This window comes from Arthrobacter sp. WCS2018Hpa-7, assembly GCF_031843805.1.
Classification (GTDB): Bacteria; Actinomycetota; Actinomycetes; order Actinomycetales; family Micrococcaceae; genus Arthrobacter.
Map to the genome: position 1 here is coordinate 23,865 of NZ_JAVTJB010000031.1, position 19,951 is coordinate 43,815.

Annotated in this window: 21 protein-coding genes; 9 read left to right on the top strand and 12 right to left on the bottom strand. The window is 63.7% G+C overall.

Annotated features, from left to right (window positions below; all coding sequences use genetic code 11):
• Positions 1-63 precede the first annotated feature (63 nt).
• Complete coding sequence (locus RQH14_RS21630; RefSeq protein ID WP_311215173.1) at positions 64-804, top strand: alpha/beta fold hydrolase; 741 nt, start codon at positions 64-66, stop codon at positions 802-804.
• A gap of 24 nt (positions 805-828) precedes the next feature.
• On the opposite strand, the gene RQH14_RS21635 is transcribed toward RQH14_RS21630, so the two are convergent.
• Positions 829-4,281 carry a DEAD/DEAH box helicase gene (locus tag RQH14_RS21635; protein WP_311215174.1) on the bottom strand — a complete coding sequence of 1,151 codons (3,453 nt, stop codon included), beginning with the start codon at positions 4,279-4,281 and terminating at the stop codon, positions 829-831.
• Positions 4,282-4,446: 165 nt separating this feature from the next.
• On the opposite strand from RQH14_RS21635, the gene RQH14_RS21640 reads away from it, so the two are divergent.
• On the top strand, positions 4,447-5,295 hold the full coding sequence (locus RQH14_RS21640) for a hypothetical protein (protein ID WP_311215175.1): 849 nt from the start codon (positions 4,447-4,449) through the stop codon (positions 5,293-5,295).
• A gap of 284 nt (positions 5,296-5,579) precedes the next feature.
• Positions 5,580-6,017, top strand: coding sequence for a hypothetical protein (locus RQH14_RS21650; protein WP_311215176.1), 438 nt, complete (start codon positions 5,580-5,582; stop codon positions 6,015-6,017).
• An 89-nt stretch (positions 6,018-6,106) separates the two neighbouring features.
• Here the strand turns inward: RQH14_RS21650 and RQH14_RS21655 are convergent, their stop codons facing one another.
• On the bottom strand, positions 6,107-6,310 hold the full coding sequence (locus RQH14_RS21655; protein WP_311215177.1) for a hypothetical protein: 204 nt from the start codon (positions 6,308-6,310) through the stop codon (positions 6,107-6,109).
• A gap of 201 nt (positions 6,311-6,511) precedes the next feature.
• Here RQH14_RS21655 and RQH14_RS21660 point away from each other — a divergent pair, with 201 nt between their 5' ends.
• The gene (locus RQH14_RS21660) at positions 6,512-7,462 is read left to right on the top strand and encodes a hypothetical protein (RefSeq protein WP_311215178.1); all 951 of its coding nucleotides are present in this window, start codon (positions 6,512-6,514) and stop codon (positions 7,460-7,462) included.
• A gap of 94 nt (positions 7,463-7,556) precedes the next feature.
• Here the strand turns inward: RQH14_RS21660 and RQH14_RS21665 are convergent, their stop codons facing one another.
• Entirely contained in the window at positions 7,557-8,102 is a 546-nt protein-coding gene (locus RQH14_RS21665; RefSeq protein WP_311215179.1) for a hypothetical protein, read from the bottom strand.
• 150 nt (positions 8,103-8,252) lie between these two features.
• Between RQH14_RS21665 and RQH14_RS21670 the strand changes: the two genes are divergently transcribed.
• Both RQH14_RS21670 and RQH14_RS21675 read left to right on the top strand, forming a co-directional pair.
• Positions 8,253-8,750, top strand: coding sequence for a sigma-70 family RNA polymerase sigma factor (locus tag RQH14_RS21670; protein ID WP_311215180.1), 498 nt, complete (start codon positions 8,253-8,255; stop codon positions 8,748-8,750).
• Positions 8,747-9,415 carry a zf-HC2 domain-containing protein gene (locus RQH14_RS21675; RefSeq protein ID WP_311215181.1) on the top strand — a complete coding sequence of 223 codons (669 nt, stop codon included), beginning with the start codon at positions 8,747-8,749 and terminating at the stop codon, positions 9,413-9,415. The genes RQH14_RS21670 and RQH14_RS21675 overlap by 4 nt, the downstream gene beginning before the upstream one ends.
• Before the next feature lie 18 nt (positions 9,416-9,433).
• Here RQH14_RS21675 and RQH14_RS21680 read toward each other — a convergent pair whose 3' ends face one another.
• The 5 genes from RQH14_RS21680 to RQH14_RS21700 all read right to left on the bottom strand — a co-directional run bounded on the left by RQH14_RS21680 (position 9,434) and on the right by RQH14_RS21700 (position 11,897).
• On the bottom strand, positions 9,434-9,928 hold the full coding sequence (locus RQH14_RS21680; protein WP_311215182.1) for an SRPBCC family protein: 495 nt from the start codon (positions 9,926-9,928) through the stop codon (positions 9,434-9,436).
• Complete coding sequence (locus RQH14_RS21685; protein WP_311215183.1) at positions 9,928-10,320, bottom strand: hypothetical protein; 393 nt, start codon at positions 10,318-10,320, stop codon at positions 9,928-9,930. The genes RQH14_RS21680 and RQH14_RS21685 overlap by 1 nt, the downstream gene beginning before the upstream one ends.
• 19 nt (positions 10,321-10,339) lie before the next feature.
• Complete coding sequence (gene trmB, locus RQH14_RS21690; RefSeq protein WP_311215184.1) at positions 10,340-11,245, bottom strand: tRNA (guanosine(46)-N7)-methyltransferase TrmB; 906 nt, start codon at positions 11,243-11,245, stop codon at positions 10,340-10,342.
• Positions 11,246-11,370: 125 nt separating this feature from the next.
• On the bottom strand, positions 11,371-11,628 hold the full coding sequence (locus RQH14_RS21695) for a toxin (protein ID WP_311215185.1): 258 nt from the start codon (positions 11,626-11,628) through the stop codon (positions 11,371-11,373).
• Positions 11,610-11,897, bottom strand: a complete 288-nt coding sequence (locus RQH14_RS21700) for a ribbon-helix-helix domain-containing protein (RefSeq protein ID WP_311215186.1) — start codon at positions 11,895-11,897, stop codon at positions 11,610-11,612. Before RQH14_RS21700 ends, RQH14_RS21695 begins: the two co-directional genes overlap by 19 nt.
• A gap of 43 nt (positions 11,898-11,940) precedes the next feature.
• On the opposite strand from RQH14_RS21700, the gene RQH14_RS21705 reads away from it, so the two are divergent.
• Positions 11,941-13,218, top strand: a complete 1,278-nt coding sequence (locus RQH14_RS21705; protein WP_311215187.1) for a CynX/NimT family MFS transporter — start codon at positions 11,941-11,943, stop codon at positions 13,216-13,218.
• A 76-nt stretch (positions 13,219-13,294) separates the two neighbouring features.
• On the opposite strand, the gene RQH14_RS21710 is transcribed toward RQH14_RS21705, so the two are convergent.
• Together RQH14_RS21710 and RQH14_RS21715 are read right to left on the bottom strand one after the other, a co-directional pair.
• Positions 13,295-14,587, bottom strand: a complete 1,293-nt coding sequence (locus RQH14_RS21710; RefSeq protein WP_311215188.1) for an MFS transporter — start codon at positions 14,585-14,587, stop codon at positions 13,295-13,297.
• A gap of 37 nt (positions 14,588-14,624) precedes the next feature.
• Positions 14,625-15,842 (bottom strand): M20 family metallopeptidase, encoded by a 1,218-nt coding sequence (locus RQH14_RS21715; RefSeq protein ID WP_311215189.1) that lies wholly within the window; start codon positions 15,840-15,842, stop codon positions 14,625-14,627.
• A 140-nt stretch (positions 15,843-15,982) separates the two neighbouring features.
• Between RQH14_RS21715 and RQH14_RS21720 the strand changes: the two genes are divergently transcribed.
• Positions 15,983-17,020 (top strand): Lrp/AsnC family transcriptional regulator, encoded by a 1,038-nt coding sequence (locus tag RQH14_RS21720; protein ID WP_311215190.1) that lies wholly within the window; start codon positions 15,983-15,985, stop codon positions 17,018-17,020.
• On the opposite strand, the gene RQH14_RS21725 is transcribed toward RQH14_RS21720, so the two are convergent.
• Complete coding sequence (locus tag RQH14_RS21725) at positions 17,017-17,760, bottom strand: methyltransferase domain-containing protein (protein WP_311215191.1); 744 nt, start codon at positions 17,758-17,760, stop codon at positions 17,017-17,019. The two genes, RQH14_RS21720 and RQH14_RS21725, sit on opposite strands and share 4 nt — an antisense overlap.
• 45 nt (positions 17,761-17,805) lie before the next feature.
• Complete coding sequence (soxR, locus tag RQH14_RS21730; RefSeq protein ID WP_311215192.1) at positions 17,806-18,261, bottom strand: redox-sensitive transcriptional activator SoxR; 456 nt, start codon at positions 18,259-18,261, stop codon at positions 17,806-17,808.
• Positions 18,262-18,327: 66 nt separating this feature from the next.
• On the opposite strand from soxR, the gene RQH14_RS21735 reads away from it, so the two are divergent.
• On the top strand, positions 18,328-19,761 hold the full coding sequence (locus RQH14_RS21735) for an MFS transporter (RefSeq protein ID WP_311215193.1): 1,434 nt from the start codon (positions 18,328-18,330) through the stop codon (positions 19,759-19,761).
• The last annotated feature ends 190 nt before the right edge of the window (positions 19,762-19,951 follow it).

Sequence of the window (19,951 nt, forward strand, 5' to 3'; positions counted from 1 at the left end):
GCATTAAATTCATGACGAAAATAGTGACACACCCTTGTCCGTAACGCCTGCGAGGGTAGTGACATGACAACAACTACAAGCAATCCGGACATCATCCTCATCGCCGGCCACTGGCTGGGTGCTTGGGCGTGGGATGAAGTCCTTGAACACCTGCAAAGCGACCACTCCCGCGCAGTTGCGGTGACGCTCCCTGGTCTCGATGGGGACGATCCTGAGCGGGCGACAAAGACCTTGGACGATCAAGCTGCAGCGGTCCTGGAGAACTTTGCCCGCCTTGGAGTTACCGAAGATCGGCCCGCTGTTCTCGTGGCTCACAGTGGGGCGAACGCCCCTGTCAGCCTTGTCCTTGACCGACACCCTGAGCTTGTTCATCTGGTGGTGTGGGTTGACTCCGGCCCTCTTGCACCAGGGAGCGTCTTCGCCCCTGATCTCCCGGAAGGGGTGGAGGAGCTTCCGCTGCCGTCCCTCGACGTCCTCGCACAGCAGGCAAGTCTCGAAGGCCTGAGCACAGAGGTCCTTGAGCGTTTTCGTGCCCGGGCCGTCCCCGAGCCTGGCCCTGTGCTCCGTCAGCCCGTTGAGCTCATGAACGATGCCCGCCGCAAGGTCCGGACCACTCTGGTGTGCTGCTCGATCCCTGGCGCGCAGGTGATGGAGTTGGCCCACGCAGGCCATGCCATGTTTGCAGAAGTCGCGAACATCGAGAATCTCGACGTCATTGACCTCCCCACGGGGCATTGGCCCATGTGGAGCCGCCCCCGCGATCTCGCCACGATCATTCAGGCAGCTTCCACACACGTCGGGTGACGCAGTGCGCGCTGTTTGGGGAGGTCACTCCGCGAACAGCGCCGCCAGGTCGTCCGCCGTCAACGAGCCACCGGCCAAGGCGTCACCTTCCATCACATCTGCGAACAGCTGTGACTTCTTGGCCTTCAACGCCATGACCTTCTCTTCGATGGTGTCCTTCGCAACCAAGCGATAGACCATGACGTTCCTGGCCTGCCCAATACGGTGGGTGCGGTCCACGGCCTGGGCTTCGGACGCCGGGTTCCACCACGGATCCAGCAGGAACACGTAGTCGGCCTCGGTGAGGTTGAGCCCGAAGCCACCGGCCTTCAGCGAGATCAGGAACACCGGAGCGGCACCGTTCTTGAACTCGCTGACCACGTCGCCGCGGTTCCGGGTGCTGCCATCGAGGTAGCAGTACTCCACACCCTCTTCGTCCAGGCGCTCGCGTACCTTCCCAAGGAACCCCGTGAACTGGCTGAAGATCAGCGTCCGGTGGCCCTCGGAAATGACGTCCTCCAGCTGCTCGAACAACACATCGAGCTTGGAGGAGCGCACGCCGGACAATGAAGAATCCACCAACGATGCGTCCAGGCTCAGCTGCCGCAGCAACGTCAACGACTGGAAGATCGTGAAGCGGTTCTTGTTCACGTCGTCGATTAGGCCGAGAATCTTCTGGCGCTCGCGCTGCAGGTGTGTCTGGTAGACCTTCTGGTGCCGCGGGTTGAGCACCACTTCCAGGATCTGCTCCTGCTTGGGCGGCAGGTCCTTGATGACTTGCTCCTTGGTGCGGCGCATCATCAGCGGACGCACACGACGCCGGAGCTTGCCCAGTTGCGCCGAGTCGCCGTTCTTTTCCACCGGCTTTTGATAGTTCTCCGCGAACCGCTTGGGGCTCGGGAACAGCCCCGGCGCAACGATCGACGTCAGGGCCCAGAACTCCATGAGGTTGTTTTCCAGCGGCGTGCCCGTGATGGCGAGCTTGAAACGTGCCGGGAGCTTGCGCGCACACTGGTAGGCCTTGGACTGGTGGTTCTTCACGAACTGCGCCTCGTCCAGCATGAGCCCGGCCCAGTGGAACGACGCGTAGGCATCGTAATCAATGCGGAACAGGGCATAGGAGGTAATAACGACGTCGGCACCCGCCAATGCGTCGACAGGGGACAGGCCGCTCTTGGCGAAAGTCTCACCAACGGTGCGCACCACCAGCCCAGGGGCGAACCGTTGCGCTTCCAACGCCCAGTTGCTCACGACACTGGTGGGTGCCACTACCAGGAAAGGAGCACGCGGAGTCACCTCAGCAGCATCACCCTGTGCGGCGGCAGCCGTCTCCGCAGCCAGGTCCTTCGCCGCGCAGATCAGCGCAATGGCCTGCACGGTCTTACCCAGGCCCATGTCATCCGCCAGAACCCCGCCCAAGCTGTGCTTGTACAGGAAGCTGAGCCAGTTGAATCCTTCGAGCTGATACGGACGCAGCTCAGCGTTGAGGCCTGCCGGCAGCGGCAGCCCGGTCACGCCGTCGTCGAGCAATCCCCCCACGGCTTCGCGCCACGCGGCTGCTTGTTCGTCCACAATCCCGAGCTGCGCCAGCTCGTCCCAGAGACCAGCCTGGAAGCGGCTGATCTGCAGGGTGCCGTCCTTGTTGTCCGGGTTGTCCTGCAGGGAGCGGGCTTCGTCGATCAGCGCGCGCAACTGGTGCAGCTCCGGCAGATCCAGCGAGAAGTACGCGCCACTGGGCAGCAGCATGCGGCTCATGCCGGCTGCAAGGGCAGAGAACACCGCGGCGAAGGAGACGGGTTCGCCTTCGAGCGTGATGACGATGCCGAGGTCGAACCAGTCGCCGCTGGCCGTTTCCTTCGTGGAGATGGACACCACGGGAGCTTCGGCAGCTTCACGGTAATCCGCGATGTCACCGGAGGTTTCCACAACAACGTCGGGCAGTTCCTTCAGCGCAGGGAGGACCTCTTCGGTGAACGCCAGTGTGTCCAAACCGCCCAGTTCCGCTGACGCCGCGAGCCGCGGTGCGCCCCAACCGCCCGTGGCCGACTCGGCCAACGCCGACACCACATCCCACGGCCGGCCAAGCGACTCAAGAATGCGGGCTTCCTCAGGATCGTCCCGGTAGCCGCGGTCGTCAGGGTGCCGCCAAAGCGGTTGCGCCGTGACCAGCGTGCCGGACTTGTAGTGCCACTCCCAGTGCAGCCGGACCTTGTGATCGTTGCCGTAGTTGGCCAGCAGGGACAGCGTGGGAACAGCCAGTGTGGGCAGCTCCACCGATTCGTCGGCGGCCTGCACCGGCGTGGACTGTCGCAATTTGGGGTAGAACGAGGTCAGGAAGCGGCTCTCATCCTCGGCAGGAATCTGAAGCGTTTGGCCGTCCATGACGAATTCGAGAAGTTCGTCAGTGATGCCACCCTCGATCGGGGCCAAGGTAATCAGGTTCTTTTGCTGCGGCACCCCGGGCAGGATGTCCCCGGAATGCGTGAAGAAGATTCCATTGGCCGGCTTGCCCAGGAAGCCCACGGTGGCGGCGTCAACAGGTTCACCGCCCACGGTGACTGACGGCGCCAGTTGCAGGCCGCCGTCGTGCGCTTCCGTTGTGGCGTCCGGGGCAGCGTCCAGACGCGCCAAACTCAGTCCGACGACGGCGGGTTGCGTCTCCACGCTGACGGGCTCGCTCCCAGCGGAGTGGATGAGAGGGATGCCGGCTTTGGTGGCGTCAGCGAGGAGGGTCCAGAGGTTCTTGGCAGCGAAGTCGTTCAGGCTCAACCACATGGCCCCCGACGGTTGCTGGCGGCCGTTGCTGGAACCGTGGGCGGCGAGGAACGTCTGAAGCCATTCGACGTGGACCTCGTTGAATTCCCGCCGGAAGCTGACGTAGCTGAGGTTGTTCCAGGAGACGTCGCCACGGATCCACTTGCCCTTGGCGCCCATCATCACAGGACGGGCCTTGAGTTGGCGGACACTGCGCATGGGGTCGCGGCGGCCTGTGTAGGAGAAGTGCGCGGCGGGCTCTTCCACCTCGAACTGGAGCGCGAGCTGGATGCCAGCCGCGCTCGGAGCAGTGCCTGGCTTGGTGATCAGCCTGTTGAGGGCTTGTTCCCAGGCAGGACGCGCGGTGCCGCCCTGCTGGCCCGAGCCGACCCTCGAGGTTTGAATTCCGGGCGCCTGGGAAAGGAGCTGGGCCCGGATGGTGGGGTGGTCCTCCGCAGTGAAGAGCAGCGCGGCCACGTGCTTGCAGTCCTTGCGGACCGGGCAACTGCAGATACCCACGGTGCAGCTCCAGCCGCTGGGCTTGCGGACCAGTTTTGCCGACGTCGAATACGGCTGCGGACCGGTCCCGCGGACCTTGCCCATCAGAAGGCCAGTGGCGGCGTCGAAAGTAATCCCGCTGACCCGGCTGCCCATGGCATAGGCCAGTCCGGCCGCCAGGGAGCGGTCGTTAATGGCAGGAGTCTGTATGGCCAGTTCCCAGGTTTCGTCTGTGTGGGACGGCATGCGTCGGGCTACTTTCGGCAGGAGGTTATCTGCTCAATCTTAGTCAGCAGAAAACGGCTCCCAAACTTCGCCCTCCGTTAACCTCTTCCTCGATTGCCGCGCCGCTCCCACGCGTACGTTGAAAGTGTCCGGAGCACCACCAGCTTTCAGCAGTGAGGAATTCCCATGACTACCAACGAGTACCCCGTCGTCCTGAACAAGACCAGCTTCGAAGCCGGCAACGCGGATGTAGTGGATTCCAACGTCAACGTCGTGAATCAGATGTACCAGGAGCTCCTCAACAGTGACGAAATTGCCGCCCCTGCGCTCAATAGCTACTTTGTGGACTTCTACCTGACGCAGGCACTGTCCGGTGGGTTCGCCCAGTATGTCTTCACCGCACCGGAACGTGAGGAAGTGGATGCTTACGTCCGCGCAGGCCTCGAAGGCATGGGCGCCACCCGCCACCTGGACCTCTTCAACCGCACTGCGACCACGTTCGATGCACTGACCGAGGACGAAGCAGAGGCCTACCTCGACGGCGAACTGGACGAGTCCGAAACGCCGCCTTCCTCGGTGGTTGCCTTGGACGAGCTCGACGCCGAGTTTGAAGCGTTGCTCGAGGAAGAGGACATCATCGACCTCAACTCGGCCTACCTCCGTGACCAGTCCGAACTGCTTGTCCTGACCGACGAAGAAATAGATGCACACATTGCCGAGCGCGTCGCGTTGATCCCGGACCTCGCCGAGCGCCAAGCCGAAGCCGAAGAAGAAGCCATCGCCAATGCCCCGGAGTTCGAGGTCATCATCCGCGAACTGTGCGATGTTGCCGGCTACTCCTTGGAAAAGATCACCATGGGCGATCCCAACTACGAGCACGACGGCGTGAAGACCCTCGCCTGGCACTTCTCCACCGACCACGGCGACTACCTCATGATCGAGGACGACGAGGAGGCCTTCATGATCCACCCGGAGACCAAGGAAATCATCGCGGCCGTAGAGTTCGAAGAGTCCGAGGAATTCGCCGACGCGTAAGCCTTTCTGCGCGAGATCGCCGGAACGCTGCGGAATCGCCGTAGCGTACCGGCGGCCTCGACGCGTTTCCGGCGATTTGGCTGTCCGACGTGGCTAGACTCGTCCGGTGCGTCCGTATTGGGAACTGGCCAGGTCATCCTTCCGCCGCCATTCCACGTACCGTACTGCCGCCGTCGCCGGGGCTTTCACCAACTCCGTCTTCGGGCTCATCCGGGCATCGCTGCTGCTAAGCGCCATTACGGCCGGAACTTGTCATCCTGGACGAGCCCACCATCGGCCTGGACATGATCAGCAAGGAGAAACTGCGGCAGTTCCTGGACGCCGAGCGTCGGGAAAACGGCACCACGCTGCTGCTCACAACCCACGACATGAGTGATATCCAGCGTTTGTGCCAACGCGTCCTGGTAGTCGACGACGGCGCCATCGCCTACGACGGTCCGCTCACCGTTTTGGCTGACGTCGCCGGAGCCGTCCGCACCATGGTGGTTGACCTCGCCGCCCCCGTGCACTCGGCTGATCTTTTCTTGCTTCCCGACGGCGCCGTCCACCAGGGCATTGAGGCCGACGGAATCCGGCACAGCGTTTCGTTCGACCCCCGCAGGCTCTCAGCGGCCACAGTCCTGGCCGCAATCGCGAGCACAGCCGAGGTAGCTGACCTGTCCCTCCACGAGCCGGACATCGAGCACCTGGTCCTGAAGTTGTACGGACGTGCGAGGCGGTAAGCGGTGGTCCGTGCGTGAGTTCGCTGGAAAGGTGCGTGCTCGTCCGGAACCTTGCGGCGATGCGGCAGGTTTCCCGCGATCTCAGCGTGCTAAGTGGCTTGGGCCCGCCGGAGCTTCACGAAGCCCCAGATGATGGATGCTTGCCACCCGACAAGCAGGCCAATCCAGATCCAGTCCAGACCGCGATCGATGGTGTGCAGTGTCATGGCCACTAGTCCCAAAGCCCACGCGACCTCTTGCAGGACAAGGAATGCCAAGTTCGGCGGGTTCTTCGTTTTTGTCTTCTCTGCCATTTTCTCTCCCCAGTGAGTGGCTTGCAGTTAGCCTAGCTCAGCATGGAAGTTTGCCGGAATGCGCGAGTTCGCTGGAACCCTGCGTGCCCGTGGGCAAACTTGCAGCGAATTCGCCGCGTTCCCGGCGCCTCGGCACTCGGATGTCCACATAGCGTGGCGCACCCCTTCTGCGACTGGAGGTTTGGTCGGCATGCTGAACCGATGGATCCAACATCATCGATCGAAACCACTGTCCCGCCAGTCCACCGGCTTCCCGCAAGCGGGTACATGTGGAGAACCGACGAGTTGCTTCGGCTCGGACTAACCAGCCGAAAGGTCAAGGCACTAATGGAGCGCGGTGAACTGCACCGCTTGAGGTATGGCTGCTACATCCGGGGCAGCAAGTGGAAGGCCCTGGGCCCAGCGAGTCAGGCCAAGGAACGGATCCGGGCACACGCTCATGGAACGCTGACAACGTCGACGGGTGGGTTCGTCTATAGCCATTTGTCGGCGGCACGACTCCACGGGCTCTTTATATGGGGTGTTGATGACAAGGTTCACATCCTGCACCCGGCCAGGCCTTCATCCGACCGTTGGGGTAAGGACGTCCGGGGGCACACAGAGGCGTTCTCGGAGGACGATGTTGCGGTGGTTGGTGGTCTTCGCGCGACCACGCTTGAACGCACCATCTATGACAGTGCCAGGATGCTGAGCTATCCCAAAGCCTTGGTGATCGTGGACCACGGGCTTCGCATCGGCGCCGACAGGAACAAGCTGACAGCGTTGGTAGTAAATTCCGCTGGAAAGCGTGGAATCCGCACGCTGCGCAAGGCCTTGGACAACTCAGATCCGCGCTCCGAGTCCGCCGGCGAGACGCTCACCCGTGAATTAATCCAAAGACTCAGCATCCGGCCCCCACAGCCACAATTCGAGGTGCAGTCCCGGGCGGGCCGGCATCGTATGGACTTTGCCTGGAAAGAGGAAAAACTGGCTTTGGAGTTCGACGGACGAACCAAATACTTCGACTTCAAACCAACGGATGAGGTCATCTTCCAAGAGCGGCGGCGGGAGAAAGCGCTCGTCGAGGAAGGTTGGCGGTTCATCCGGATCGAATGGAAGGACTTGTTCCAAGAGCGCTCCTTCAAGGAACGCATCCTTCGGGAACTTAGGTGAGTGGCACCGAGGACCAGATCGCGGGAAACCTGCAAGCTCGCATGGAACCTTCCGGCTATGGGGCAGGCTTCCCACGAACTCGGGGCCACGCGCCTTACTTGATCATCTCCCCGGTGGGGCTCACCAGGTACCAGACGCCGCCCACGCCTTGGCCGGTGACATCGCCCGGAGCTTTGTCCTTGGCGTAGTAGTACAAGGGCATGCCGTTGAGGGTTACGTGTTTCTTGCCATCCGGTGACGCGATGGTTCCCACCGTTCCGGAGACGCCGTCAACAGAGGGTGTTTCCGCCGTCGTGGTGAAAATCGGCCACGCGGCCAGGCACGCTTCCGTGCAGGCGCTGGTTCCGGAGTCCTTGACGTCTTTGGTGAAGAAGTAGAGGCTCATGCCCTCTCCGTCCACGACGATCTGGCCGGCGCTGGAGGACGCGACCTTCATCTCGGTGCTGGCGGCTGCGGTGCTCGCGGCTGCAGGGCTGGAAGCCGAAGGTGGCGAAGCGGAGGTGGGGGCCGCGGAGGTGGGGGCCGCGGAGGAGGTGGCTGCGGACGGAGAAGTGGTGCTGGTCCCTGGGCTCCCGCCACAGCCCGCCAGAGCGGCGGTCAGGATCAACGCACTGAGTCCAAAGCTGAGTGGTTTCTTCATGTCTAGCTCCTTTGACGAGCCGGCCGGAACGGACCGGCGCTAACCCCTACGACGCCGGTGGGGGAAGAATGGTTCATGAAGCTGAACCATTTACCAGTGCGCGTCGTCGTATAGGCGAAGGGGCGGAGGAAGACAGTGAGGGAGGTGGCCATGCCGTTGGACGAGGACGTAGTGGCTGCGATCTACCGCGACCATGGCACGGCCCTGAAACGCTTCGTGCTCAGCTGTACCTCCGACGCCCACCAAGCGGACGACGTCGTGCAGGAAACCATCCTCAAGGTGTGGCAGCACGCCCCTCAGATCACAGGAAGCCTGCGCAGCTACCTCTTCCGGACGGCCCGCAACGTCATAATCGACAACTACAGGAAGGCACAGCGTCGGCCGCTCGAAGCCGGGGAGCACGACCTCCCGGACCACGCGGCCACCGAACGCGTGGACGAGCTCCTGAACAGGGTGCTCATGGAGGAAGCGTTGCTCCGGCTCAGTCACGAACACCGGCAGGTTTTGGTGGCCCTCCACTACCAAAGGTTCACCGTCAGCGAGGCAGCATTGCAGCTGAACATCCCCGCGGGAACCGTGAAATCCCGGGCTTTCTACGCTGTGAAAGCCCTCCGAACAATCCTTGATGAAATGGGGGTGGAACGATGAACGGCAACTCCGTCCACCAGTTACTGGGCGCCTACCTTCTGGGTGGGCTGGAGGCCCACGAGGCCCGTACATTTGAGGACCACCTCGCCGCCTGCGCTGAGTGTCGCCGTGAGCTGGAGGAGCTTGAAAGCCTGCCCGCACTGCTCGACGCCGTTCCCCGGGCTGACGCTGTCGCGCTCACGGTCGCTGGGGGTGCGGACTCACTCTCACCGTTGGAACCCGAGGCGGTTCCTGAAAAAGTCCTGGTGGACTTGTCGGTCCGCAGGCGGAAATCACGACGGCGGTGGGCGGCTGTGGTGGGCGCGGTCGCCGCTGCTTGCCTTGCAGCCGGCTTCCTCGCCGGACCTCTGCTGAACCAGCCCCCGAAACCGGACGCAAGCTACTCGGTGCAGTCGGACAATGGATTGCAGCTGACCGTGGGCATGGTGAAAAAGAACTGGGGCACCGAGCTCGCTGTGGAGGGCCGCTCGATGCCGCTGGAAGGCACCCTGTATCTGTGGGTGAAGGGCAGGGACGGCGCCGAAGAACGCACGTGCGGATGGACGGCCACTCAGAGCGGCCGGATCAAGATCACCGGGGCCACTCCGGTGCAGTTGGCAGGCATCGCTGGGGTTGAGCTTCGCGATGAGGCCGAGAACACGGTGGCCTCGATTTCGGTGCCGTAGCGGTGGTTCCCGAGCGATCTATTGCTCTGTAACGCCGGTGCCCTGGGCGCGCAGTTCGGCCACCAGCGCCGCGTTCTCGCAGGCCTTGGCGAATGCCTCGATCCGGCGTTCGATCTCCCGGCCCAAGAGCCAGCCGCCGATCCTCTCGGCCAACGGCTTTATCAGCGCCGGCCGGCACGAAAAGGTGTACTTCCAGACCGCCCGGGTGCCTCCGTCGTCGGGCGTGAACCGCCAACCACCGCCGAAGGTTTCAAAGAACCACGGCCCGGAGACCATGGTCATCCCAACGTTTCGGGGTGGGGTGTAGGAGACGTATTCGCTGACCATTTTCAGCCCCATACGGGAGACGGTCCGCGTCCTGACGCCTTTACCGGCTGCCGTGGCTCCGTCCAGGAAAGCCTGGGCGGAAATGAACGGGTCCCATGTGAGCCGGAATGCACCCGTGGTCTGGGAGAGGGCGAAGGCGGTCTCCGGATCCAAGCGGATGAATCGTTCGGCGCGCACCTGCGGCATTAGAACCCCTGACCTGAGCCGAGCACCAGGAACACCATGAAGACAATGCCAAAGATGTTGATCGCCATGATGGCCAAGCCGATGATGCCTGTGATGCGTCCCGCGTTCATGCGGCCTGCCCGGAAGACGGCGATCAGCCCGCTCACCACTGCAACGATCGCCAGCACCACGGCAGTCCCCGCCAGGACAAGTGCACCAAACCACCAGGCATCGTTGCCCTCGTTGTAACGGCTCATGGCGGAGGCGACGGCTGCGATGCCCAAGGGGATGCTGACCACGGCTGCGATCGGCGAGAGCACGGCTGCGATGATGCTGGTGATCCCGGCGGCAAGGCCTCGGTTACCGGTCCGTTGAGGTTGCTGGTAGTAGTCCACCGGTGGCTGATAGCTCATGGTTCCCCCAAAGGTTCGGCTAGATCTTGCGGTAGGTGAGGTCGAAGATCATGCGCCCGGCCTCGTGGGCTTTGTTCTCGAAGCTGGTCCGGATGCGGCCATCGAACCGCGGAGCCCAGCCACCTTCTGCATCCACGCCCTCGTTCGGACCGGTGTGCTCGGTGCTGACCGGCGCGCGGCCTTCCCTCACCGGGGCGCCGCCCACAACAGATTCGACGCCGGACTGCCACACCTGCGTCAGCGGACTCTCCTCGCCGCTGCGCTCGCCTTCGTGCATGTTCTCGAACTCAGTGGAGTCTGCCAGCACTTCGCGGACGTGTACCGCGTAATTGGACCAGTCGGTCGCGATGCGCCAGTACCCACCCTTTTCGAGGGCCTTGGCGGCGACCGAAGCGAACGCGGGCTGGATGAGCCGGCGTTTGTGGTGCCGGGCCTTGTGCCACGGGTCCGGGAAGAACACCCAAAGCTCGCTGACCGAGCCTTCCGGCAGCATGGACTCCAAAACCTCCGGGGCATTGGCTTCCACCACGCGCACATTGGTCAGCCCACGGCTGTTGATCTTGATGATGGTGTTGGCCAGGCCAGGGGTGTAGACCTCCACCGCGAGGAAGTCCTTGTCCGGGTTCTGCTCTGCGGCGTGAACCACAGCATCGCCCAGGCCGGAGCCGATCTCCACGATCAGGGGTGCTTTGCGCCCGAATACTGCCTCGGCGTCAAAAGTGTAATCAGGGTGAACGGACGTGTTGGCAACATGGCGTGGGACTTGGATGGCCCAGCGCTCGGCGTGCTCTTCCCACGCTGCCTGCCTGCGGCCCTGCAGACGGGTTCCGCGGCGCACAAAGCTGACGGGGCGGCCGCCATAGGTACCAAAGGAGGCCTGGGTGCCGGGCGTGACGGGTCGCGGGGAATCTGGGTTTTCACTCATCCTTTCCAGAATACTTTGGTTGGGCGGACGGGTTAGCGACCAGGGACGCCAGGAGGGAGACCAATGAAAGTTTGGGTCGCTCTGGTCATCGCGCCTGCCCACGAGTGTGGTGGCTAAAGATGAACTCAGGTGAGCAGTTCCAGATACTGCTTTCTGGCCCTCATCGCATGGATCAGGAGCTCATTGCCGCTGTCGAACCGAAGGACGATGAGTTCGAGAAGACGTCCTGCGGGATCGAAGCCCAGCCTTAGCTGGCGAGCAGGGCTGTCATCGTCGAGGTCCGCAATATAGACGATGTGTCCAGCCGCATGGATACCATCCTCGGCGCTGATGCCGTGCTTGAGTGCGGATGAATGCGCCTGCACTAAGCGGCGCTGATCCACGCCCGGACGGCTGCGCGTATCGCTTCAGATCGGCTCAGATGATCATGCTCGGCCCGAGCGGAGAGCTCCCGTAGCAGTGCAGCGTCCATGCGCACCGGAATTACTTCGCCGGGGCCCTCACCGACTGGGCGACGGCCACGCTTGCGTAGTTGCTCAGCCGGGTATCCCCGTTCGGCTTCGTTAGCCCACGCTTGGATCGTCTCGTCGGTAACCGGTACTCCGTTGATCTTCTCGTTGCCCACATTCAAATCGTAATACGAAATTGGCATCGGGGGAATGTCCCGGAGAACCTGTGCTGACAGAATAGGACGTGTGACCTCTTCCAAGACACCCGGCTACCCAGAGAAATCAGTCCTGCCTGACATAGCAGTGGACGCGGAGATCGACGACGAGCCGGCAGCGGACCCCACGCAACTGGGTGGCAAGAAGAGCTTGATCTACCTGGGCGTCTGCCTCGTGTTGATCGGGCTCAACCTCCGCACCGTCTTCTCCAGCTTCTCAGCCGTTCTCCCGGAGATCACGTCCGACGCCGGCCTGCCGGGCTGGTCGCTGGTGGTCCTCACCACCGTTCCGGTCACGCTCCTGGGTGTCTTCGCACCCCTGGCGCCCATCCTCGCCCGCAGGTTCGGTGCGGAACGGGTGCTCCTCGGAGCCATGGCAGTCCTCACCATGGGCTTGCTCCTGCGGCCCGTGGAGTTCCCGGGCATGGGTCACTTGCCCGCACTTCTGGCCGGAACAGCTGCCTGCGGTGCCGCGATAGCCCTCTGTAACGTGCTCCTTCCGGGCGTCGTCAAACGGGATTTCCCGCACCGCCTGGGCCTCATGGGCGGCCTCTACACCACTGCGATCTGCGCCTCGGCCGCCCTTGGCGCGGGCTTCACGTATCCGGTCTTTACGGCAACCGGCCACTGGACCTCGGCGCTATGGTTCTGGGCGGTGCCAGCCGGCGTCGTACTTTTGCTTTTCCTGCCGTTGGCAATCCGCCAGCCGTCAGTAAAGCACCAGGCCGTCCACAGCGGCGTGAATGTCTGGCGCTCAGCGGTGGCGTGGCAGGTGACCATGTTCATGGTCCTGCAAGCGATGATGTCGTTCAGTGTTTTCGCGTGGATGGCCCCCATCCTCCGCGAGCGGGGGATCGATGGCAGTACGGCAGGCCTGATCGTCTCGGTATCGATCGTGCTGCAGATGCTGGGCTCGCTGTTTGCCCCTGCCTTAGCCACGCGGTTCAAGGATCAGCGGATCATCAACATGGTGGTGGCGCTGATGACCGGAGGCGGTTTTGCCCTCACGATCTTTGGCCCCACGGAGCTGATCTGGGTCTGGACGGGGTTGAACGGGCTGGGCCAAGGATCGCTGACAGCGGTGGCCCTGACCATGATCATGGTCCGAACCCGCGACGCCCACACGGCGGCGCACCTGTCCGGGATGATGCAGGGCGTCGGCTACGGAGTAGGTTCACTCGGCACTCTGATGGTGGGCCAACTACATCAGGCAACGGGCGGGTTCGCAGCAGCTGGGATTTTGTTCCTGGTGGTCGGGTCCCTGGCTGCCTTCTTTGGCTACCGGGCAGGCCGCGACCGCTTCGTTTAACCCAAGTAGGTGACAGCACATGTCGCAATGAGGGCTCATTGGAACATGTGCTGTCACCTAGTTGGGGGAGGAGGGCCTAAACGGTCAGGTCCTTGCCCTTGGTCTCCGGGATGGAGAAGGCGAACGCGATGCCCACCAGCAGCAGGATCACTGCATAGACGTTGAACAGCTGGGCCTGCCCGATGCTGCCGAGCCAGGTCTGCAGGTAGGGGGCCGTGCCGCCGAAGACAGCCACGCAGATGGAGTACGGAACGCCGACGCCGATGGTGCGGATGTGGGTCGGGAACAGTTCGGCGTACACGGCCGGGACGATTGAGGCGCTGCCGGCGATGAAGAACAGCATCACGGACATGGATACCGCGAGCTGCCACGGCGAGTCCTTGAGCAGCCACGTCATGGGGAAGTGCAGGAGGGCGGCGCCGGCGGCGGAAACGATGATCACGGGCTTGCGGCCGATCCGGTCCGAGAGCTTGCCCCAGAACGGCAGGGCGGCAATGAACACCACATTGGCTATGACACCGGCCCACAGGGCTTCACCGCGGTCCATTTTCAAAGCAGTGGCTGCGTAGCTCGGCGCCACGACTCCCCAGATGTAGTAGACAACCGTCAGGCCTACGGTCAAGCCGATGACCTGGAACGCCTGCTTCCGGTACTTGATGATCTGCGGCAGGATCGGCAGGCGCTTCTCATTGGGAGCCTCCGCCTCGAAGGCCTCGGTTTCCTTCATCTTGGCCCGCATGAAGAGGGCGTAGATGCCCAGGGCTCCACCGATCAGGAAGGGGATCCGCCAACCCCAAGCGCTCATTTCTTCCTTGCTCAGGACGTTGGTCAGGATGGCACCCAGCAGCGTTCCGGCCAGGATTCCGGCGGTGCCGGAGGTGTAGATCAGGGTTGCCCAGAAGCCGCGGTGTTCCTTGGGTGCCATCTCGGACAAGTAAGTCTGCGACGACGGCAACTCACCACCGTGCGCAAGGCCCTGGATGAGCCGTGCGATCAGGAGCATCACCGATGCGAAGGCGCCGACGGCGGCGAACGTCGGCGCGATGCCGATAAGGAGGCTGCCCACCGCTCCCAGCGCGACGGCCACGGTCATGGAGGTCTTGCGACCGATCCTGTCGCCGATCCAACCGAACACGAAACCGCCAAACGGACGGGCAACAAACCCGACGGCGAAGATCGCCAAGGTGGACAGCACAGCCGACGTGGGGTCGGCCTGGCTGAACAAGGCGCTGGCGATGAACGGTGAGAACGTTGCGTAGATCGCCCAGTCGTACCATTCAACGGCGTTGCCGATGCCGGTTCCGACGAGCGTCCGCGCGTGGGATTTGTGGACCGTGACGTCGGGGGACGTTCCTGCGGTGGTGGTCATGAGATTCTCCAAGCTGATGCGGGGAAGGGGTTGGACGCTAGTTGCCGGCCAGGGCGGCGATGCGGGATACCGCGAGTTCGGCATACAGCGCGGCACCGTCGGTGAGGACGCCGTCGTCGAACGTTGCGTAGGGCGAGTGGTTGAACGGCGACGTCGCGTGGTCGGCGCCGGGGGCAACGGCGCTGAGTCCCACAAAGGTGCCGGGGACTTCGGCGAGGACCCGCGAGAAATCCTCGGAACCGCTCAGGGGAGTGGCCAACCGGGTGTGCCTGGAGTCGCCGAACATTCCGGCGATGACCTTCTCCGCTGTGGTGGTCTCGTCCTCATCATTGATGGTGAGGGGGTATTCCTCTTGGTAGTGCACGTCCGCCTCCAAACCGTGGGCTGCCGCGATCCCGTGGAGCAGCCTGGGTACTGCTTCCATCATCTTCCGACGGGACTCTTCGGAGAAGGTCCGGATGGTGGCTTCAATGCGGGCGGTCTCCGGGATGACGTTCCGCTTGGTCCCTGCGTGCAGGACACCGACGGTCAGGACTACGGGATCGAACATGTTGAACTGACGGGTGACCATGACCTGCAACGCCGTGACCATCTCGGCGGCTGCCGTGACCGGGTCCTTTGCTGAGTAAGGAGCGGAGCCGTGGCCGCCCGCTCCCAGGACTGTGACAACCAGCCCGTCCGAGGAACTGAGCATGACGCCAGGCTTGGTGACGAACTGGCCGTGCGGTTCCAGCGAGGAGAACACGTGCATCCCGTAGGCGGTGTCCGCGCGCTTGCCGGCTGCCTCCAGGACGCCTTCCTTGATCATGTAGCTCGCACCGTCGAAGCCTTCCTCGCCGGGCTGGAACATGAGGATGACATCGCCGGCCAGCTGATCCCGGCGTTCTGCAAGGAGGGTGGCAGCACCGGCCAGCATGGAGGTGTGGAGGTCGTGGCCGCAGGCGTGCATGGCGCCGTCAACGCGGGAGGTGTAGTCCACGCCGGTGGTCTCCTGGACCGGAAGTCCGTCCATGTCCGCGCGCAACAACACCACGGGCTTCTCAGCCGAAGCGTGGCCGGCACCGCCGCGGAGAACCGCAGTGACCGACGTCGTTTCTTCACCAAGGGTGATCTCGAACGGCAGGCCATCCAATGCCTTGAGCACCTTTTCCTGCGTGCGGGGAAGCTGCAGGCCGATTTCCGGTTCACGGTGAAGCTCGTGCCGGAGACGGACAATGTCGTCCCGCAAGTCCTTGGCGTCGGCAGCAATGGTCATGTTTTCTCCTGGGTCTATCCGGGGATCTCTTCCTCATGCCATTGTGTGGTGACGTGCTTCACAAGCTCGAAAACATCTGGAAATATGCATGCTTTGCCAAGATAATCAGGAAACATGCACTCATCTGCGAGAATTGGGGAATGGAACTCAGCGAGGAAGACCTGCGCCTGATCAACGCCCTGCAAATATCACCCCGGCTCAGCTGGTCGGATGCCGGGCAGGTCCTGGGTGTCCACGCCACCACCTTGGCGGCCCGTTGGGACCGGCTCCGGGAGGCAGGAGCGGCTTGGACCACGTCGCACCTCACTGGTGATCCGAAAAACATGTGCCTGGCCATGGTGGACGTTGACTGCGAAATGCACCGCAGGCCGGACGTGACCGCGGCCCTGGCGGAGCTTGCCGAAGTCATCACAGTGGAGGAGGCGGCGAGCAACCGCGACCTGACGCTGACGGTGATCACCCGGGATCTGGGACAGTTCACCACACAGTTCTTGCCAAGACTGAAGGAAATCCGTGGACTCACCAAGTACCAGACGGCGCTGTGCACGCGCATCCACATCAGCGGTTACGCCTGGCGCCTCAACGTCCTGACCAAGGCTGAGCAGCAGGCAATCCGGGCGCTCGCAGGACCAGAGTCCACCAATCCGTTAGGGCCCGATGCAACGGCCACTCCGCTCCCGGAGAGCCACTTGGCGCTGATCCCGTTCCTTGCCAGGGATGGTCGGGCAACTGCGGCGGAAATCGCCAGGGCCCTGGGAAGGAATCCGGCCACGGTCCAGCGGCAACTGGGGAGGGTGCTGGCCAGCAGGACGTTGTCCTTCCGCTGCGAAATAGCCCAACAACTCTCGGGTTACCCCGTGACCATCCAGTGGTTTGCGAACGTCCCGCCGGGCCGGCACGAGGCAGCGGCCATCGAGTCGCGTGCCATTCGGAATGTCCGGTTCGCTGCGTCCACCACGGGGCGCACCAACTTCACCATCATCATGTGGCTGCGGTCCCTGGCCGAAGTCCTGGAGATGGAGCTCACCGTCCAGCAGCGCATCCCGGGTATCGAACTGGTGGAGAGCGTGGTCATGCTGAACACGGCCAAGCGGGTCGGGTGGATGTTGAACCCGGACTCCACCGCCACAGGAATCGTGGTCCCGCCCTACGCGGAGCTGCTGCCCAACGGCATTTAGGCGTGCTTGGTTGCCCTGAGGACCGTGTCCAGAGTGGTACCGGACTCGCCGTCGGGACCTTCAACGGCGCGTCGCCTGTCGGTGAGCACATCGACAAACCACGGCTCACGGTCAAGCCGCAACGCACCGGCCAGCTGCTCCGGAGTGAAGAACATGCCCGAATCGTGATGGTGGCTCCACGACGGCAACCCATGGGGATGATGCCCCACCACCAGCAACGTGCCACCCGGCGCAACTGCTGCCGCCGCCAACGCCACGGAGTCGCGCCACGGCAGCAGGGGTGAGTGCAGGAACTGGGCCGAGACCAAATCAAACACCGGCTCCGGCTTCCACTCGGCAAGGTCCTGCTGCTGCCACGTGATCCGGTCGCCATGGCTGGTTTCCGCGGCATGCGCAGCTGCCCGTTCAAGCGCGACGGCGGACACGTCCAAAGCGGTCACGGTCCAGCCTTGCGCTGCGAGCCACAGGGCGTCGCCACCCTCGCCGCAGCCGAGATCCAGGGCCCGGCCGGGTTTCAGATCCTTGGCTTCGGCCATTAGTTGCGGGTTGGGATTCCCGCTCCAGACCTTGGTCCGCTCCCGGTACATGCCGTCCCACATGTCCACGGCGTTGTCGGCGTCCTCGTGCAGGTTAAGGCCACGCTGCTGGGCGCCTTCGTGCTGGTGTCCGTGCTGGTGGGTGCCTGCGCTGGTGGGCTGTTCGCTCAGGGGAGTACCGCCGTCGTGCGTTTTTTCAGTCATATGCCAAGCGTGCCGCTACGGGCGGACAGAAGGCAACGCCTGTTGCTATTCCGGCAAGTTCCAGCGCTGCGCCCCGGCCCCAGAAGCGCCGAGCTCGTCCGAGGGGTTCTGCAGCGTGCACGACTTCAGGCTCAGGCAGCCGCAGCCGATGCACCCGTCAAGATCGTTGCGGAGGTGCTGGAGCGCGGCGATGCGTTCGTCGAGCTCCGTGCGCCACCGCAGCGACAACCTTGCCCAGTCCCGTTTGGTGGGGGTCCGGCCGTCCGGCAGGGAATCCAACGCTTCGCGGATGTCCTTCAACGGCAGGCCCACCCGCTGGGAGGTCTTGATGAACGCGACCCGCCGTAGCGTGTCGCGGCGATACCGCCGCTGGTTGCCGGCCGTCCGCTCGGCTTCGATGAGCCCGTTGCGTTCGTAGAAATGAAGGGCCGACGACGACACCCCGCTTCGCTCGGACAGCTCGCCGATGGTGAGGGGCCGGTGTGTTGCGGCTTGCGACATGACATTGCTTCCGGTGGAGGGCGATGGATTGACCTCAACATTAGTTGAGGTTCTAGGGTAACCACCATGACCTCTGACACCTCAACGGCCGGGATACTGAGCCGACCCTACCTGCTGGCCACCGTGGGCGCCTGCGCTTTGGTATTCCTCAGCGCGTTCGAGTCCCTCGCAGTAACCACCATCATGCCGCTGGTGAGCCGCGACCTCGACGGAGCCAGCCTCTATGCGCTGGCCTTTGCAGGACCGCTGGCAACAGGCGTGATGGGCATGGTGGCAGCGGGGAACTGGTCGGATCGTCGTGGTCCGGCGGCGCCCCTGTATTCCTCGGTGGCGTTGTTCGTGGTGGGACTGCTGATTGCCGGTATGGCCGGCTCCATGGAAATCCTGGTGTTGGGTCGGCTGGTTCAAGGGCTTGGCGGGGGCGCGATGACAGTGGCCCTCTACGTATTGGTGGCCCGTGTGTACCCGCCCGCGCTGCATCCCAAGATCTTCGCCGCCTTCGCTGCCTCCTGGGTGGTTCCGTCTTTGGTGGGACCCTTCGCCGCAGGTGTCGTGGCCCAGTTGAGCAGTTGGCACTGGGTGTTCCTGGGCGTTGTGGGGCTGGTGGTCCCGGCACTGCTGATGGTGGTTCCGGCCGTGCGGGGGATGGGTTCCGGGTCTTCTCCCGAACCCGCCGCCGAGCCCGTCCCGTGGGCGTTTGGCCGCATGGGGTGGGCTGCGCTCGCAGCCGTTGCCGTCCTCGGACTGAACCTGTCAGCAGAGGTTCCGGGCGTGGGCGGGGCGATTGCCGTCGTCGCGCTTGTCCTTGCCCTGATGGCGGTCCGTCCACTGGTGCCCCGCGGAACGTTGACCGCCCGCAGAGGGTTGCCCAGCGTGATTCTGGTGCGTGGGCTCGCGTCCGCGGCATTCTTTGGGGCCGAGGTGTACCTCCCGTACCTGCTGACTGAGCGGTACGCGTTCACGCCCACCTTTGCTGGACTGACGCTGACCGGCGCCGCACTGGCCTGGGCCGGGGCATCTGCCGTTCAGGGGCGTCTTGGTGCTCGCCTGGCAGACGCGCTCGCCGTAAAAATCGGGGCCGCGCTGGTGCTGGTTGCCGTGATCTCCACGCTGGTGACGGCTGCGTTTGCACTGCCCGCGGCCGTGGCGATTGGGGGCTGGATCCTCGCCGGCGCCGGGATGGGCCTCATGTACCCGCGGCTTTCCGTGATGACGTTGGCGCTGTCCACCCCGGAAAACCAGGGCTTCAACAGTGCGGCCATGTCCATCTCCGATTCCCTCGGCGGCGCGCTCGCCCTGGCTCTCACGGGACTCGTCTTTACTGCCTTTACGACGACGAACTCGTTTGCGGGGGTCTTCGCGCTGACGGCGGTGATCGCCGTCGTCGGGGTGCTTATTGCGCCGAGGGTCGCCACCCGCGCGTCGGGGGAGGGCGCTAGGCGGGGCGTGCCACCTGCCGAAGCCAGTGCACCCGACGCTGAACTCACGCACCACGCCTGACGCGTTGTGAGGCCTGCTCTGCGCGTTTCGCGGGCCCTGAGCCGTGCAAAGCGGGCCCCGCAACGCGTGGGGGTTGGTTGTGGGGCCTGCGCTGCGCGTTTCGCGGGCCCTGAGCCGCGCTAAGCGGGCCCCGCAAGGCGTGGGGGTTGGTTGTGGGGCCTGCTCTGCGCGTTTCGCGGGCCCTGAGCCG